Raw genomic sequence first — 2,574 nt, 5'->3', positions numbered from 1 at the left:
GTTCTTAGGGGGGAAGGGAGGATTTTACTCCTCCTGACCTACCCGGTTGCCGCATTGAAAAATATTGACCAACTAAATAAAATCATGGATAATTGAAGCAAAAAAGAAAAATTCATAAAGATAAAAACGGACTTGATTATATAAAGGAGTCCTATTTTGTTGGTGGTAAAATGAAATTTCGTAAGGTCTATGTGATAGATGGCATACCAGCAGAAGACTTTTTTGAAAAAAATGCAACAGATATTAATCATTATCTAAATTGCGAATATTGGCTAATAAACAAAGAATCAGACAGGGAAGAACCAGATTTATCTGATGAAAAAAATAGAGATTTGCCATTCTAAAACCAAAGACAAATAAAATAGTTTTTGCTTAATTTTAATAACATAACGACTATGAAAGACTTAATCAAAAAAATATTTCTTATTGGATTCTCCACTGTCTTGATTTTGTATGTAATTCTCAGATTTTCAATTAATCTTATACTCCATAATGAATTAATTGATTCGATTGAACTAACTATTGAATCATTAATTTTCGCCCTTGTTTTTACGTTATTCCAAGGATTTATATTAATTCAATTCCTTAAACCCAAAATTGCATTTTTAAATTCAGCCGCGCCAATGGAGAAAAAATTTGGGAATGTTGAAGAAAAGGTCAATATTAATAATGAAAATTTTGATATTGAGAACTTTGCCAAATCATTAAGACCTGATTTTGTAATAACTTATTCGGATAAAAATATTATTAAAGTTAGAGATAAGTTTAATTTTTGGAGCTGGGGAGCAGCAGCTGTGATTAGTATTGATATAGAAAATAAGAACTTAAAGATTAGTGCATTTTCATTTAACGGCACACCAGGCACTAAGGGCACTAAGAATAAAAAATCAAGAAAACTAATCGAGAAAATTAAAGCTAAAATATAAGAACAACGACGGCACAACAAAGCTATATACGCCAGCCGTGGCATCCACAGCATATTGAGGGTTTCGTATTACCCAAAACCATGCTTTCAAGCTGATAAATCCACAGCTGGTCTGAAACCACGCCCAGGCGCATATAACCGGGACGTTAGTGGCAATTTAAACAATACAAATAGATGAATGGTAGAATAATTACAACAATAGGAATCGCTTTAATTTTTCTCAATTCTTGTGGAATTGGAGATAACTACAATCAAATGAGTCATCAAGAGTTTTTACAAACTCATAAGTTTAATGTTGGTCAAGCAACAATTGAACTTGTAGACCATAAAAGAGAACGACCTGTAAAAACAGAAATTTGGTATCCAACAAAGGACACAACTAAACATAATATTACAACAGAATATCCATTTAAACTGCCCCCAACATCAAAAGATGCAGAGATAGCCTCTGGAAAATTCCCATTAATTATGCTCTCCCACGGAACAGGTGGCAATAGAATTAGCCAAATGTGGCTTGCCTGTGAACTGGCTGGAAATGGGTACATCGTTGCTTCTGTTGACCATTACGGGAATACACTTGACAATAAAATACCTGAAAATTTTGTAAAAGTATGGGATAGACCATTGGATGTAAGTTTTGCAATTGATAGACTTTTGACTGACTCCCAATGGGTAGCTGCAATTGACACAACCCAAATTGGAATGGCAGGATTTTCATTGGGCGGATATACAACAATTGCATTAGCGGGTGGAGCTCTTGATTACAAGCAACTCAAAAATTTCTCCGAAACCCAAGAAGGTAAAAATGAATTTAACTTGCCTGAATTAGGAGATGTTTCAAAGTTTATTACTCCTAAAATTATTGAGACAGGGAACAAAGATTATAAAAACCTTAAGGATAACAGGATATCTGCTTTTGTCGCAATGGCTCCAGCTATTGGGCAGGGGTTTAACAGCAAAAATCAATTTATAAGTGTAGATAAAACAGTCCTAATCATTGGCGCACAAAATGATGAACGGACACCTGTCAAAACCAATGCGAAACATTATAAAGGATTAATAAATGGCTCAAAATACATAGAATTGGAGGGACAAGTAGGCCATTACATTTTTATGAATGAAGCAAAAAATGGTTTAAAGAGAAATGCTCCCATTGTATTTAAAGACCATGAGTCTGTTGACAGAAAAGTAATACATGAAAACATTTCCAAGATGATTGTAAAGTTCTTTAATAACGAATTAAATAAAAAAAGCCACTAACAATGTATAAAAATAATAGCCGAGAAAGTAGTAAGTTCAAGGTTTGTAGCCCGCTTAAACTTTCCTGCAACTTGACAGGAAAGTGCCACGCAATCGGCTACTATTCTTATACTTAACGTTATTGCGACACGAAGTCGCTCTATATAATTGTTTTACAGAGACTTACACCTCTGATAAAACCTATTGTTCTTCCAATAGTATCCTACCGGGACAACTGGCGTGTGGTGCAGCCACTGCGGGTTGAAGCTCCCGGGATAAGTGTACCAATCGCCCGGATTTCGTATCCCATGGGCGTGGCAGGAAACCGCGAGGCGGACTGTCATCGGGGTCTTAGACCGATTAAGGGCATGGATGCGTGAGCATGGCTAAAATATTTAAATATTCCGTAA

General features: G+C 35.3%; 3 protein-coding genes. All 3 read left to right on the top strand.

Going from position 1 to position 2,574, the window contains the following annotated elements; genetic code table 11:
• Positions 1 to 92: 92 nt before the first annotated feature.
• The 3 genes from ATH1_RS0115745 to ATH1_RS0115735 all read left to right on the top strand — a co-directional run bounded on the left by ATH1_RS0115745 (position 93) and on the right by ATH1_RS0115735 (position 2,185).
• A complete protein-coding gene (locus ATH1_RS0115745; RefSeq protein WP_010423969.1) occupies positions 93 to 344 on the top strand; it encodes a hypothetical protein in 252 nt (83 codons plus the stop codon).
• 51 nt (positions 345 to 395) lie between these two features.
• The gene (locus ATH1_RS0115740) at positions 396 to 926 is read left to right on the top strand and encodes a hypothetical protein (RefSeq protein ID WP_010423968.1); all 531 of its coding nucleotides are present in this window, start codon (positions 396 to 398) and stop codon (positions 924 to 926) included.
• Between the two features lie 173 nt (positions 927 to 1,099).
• Positions 1,100 to 2,185 (top strand): alpha/beta hydrolase family protein, encoded by a 1,086-nt coding sequence (locus ATH1_RS0115735; protein ID WP_010423965.1) that lies wholly within the window; start codon positions 1,100 to 1,102, stop codon positions 2,183 to 2,185.
• Positions 2,186 to 2,574: the final 389 nt, after the last annotated feature.

It is taken from the genome of Anaerophaga thermohalophila DSM 12881, assembly GCF_000191885.1.
GTDB classification, from domain to species: Bacteria; Bacteroidota; Bacteroidia; order Bacteroidales; family Marinilabiliaceae; genus Anaerophaga; species Anaerophaga thermohalophila.
Note: the sequence above shows the minus strand (reverse complement) of the source record. Positions and strands in the feature narration are given on the sequence as shown.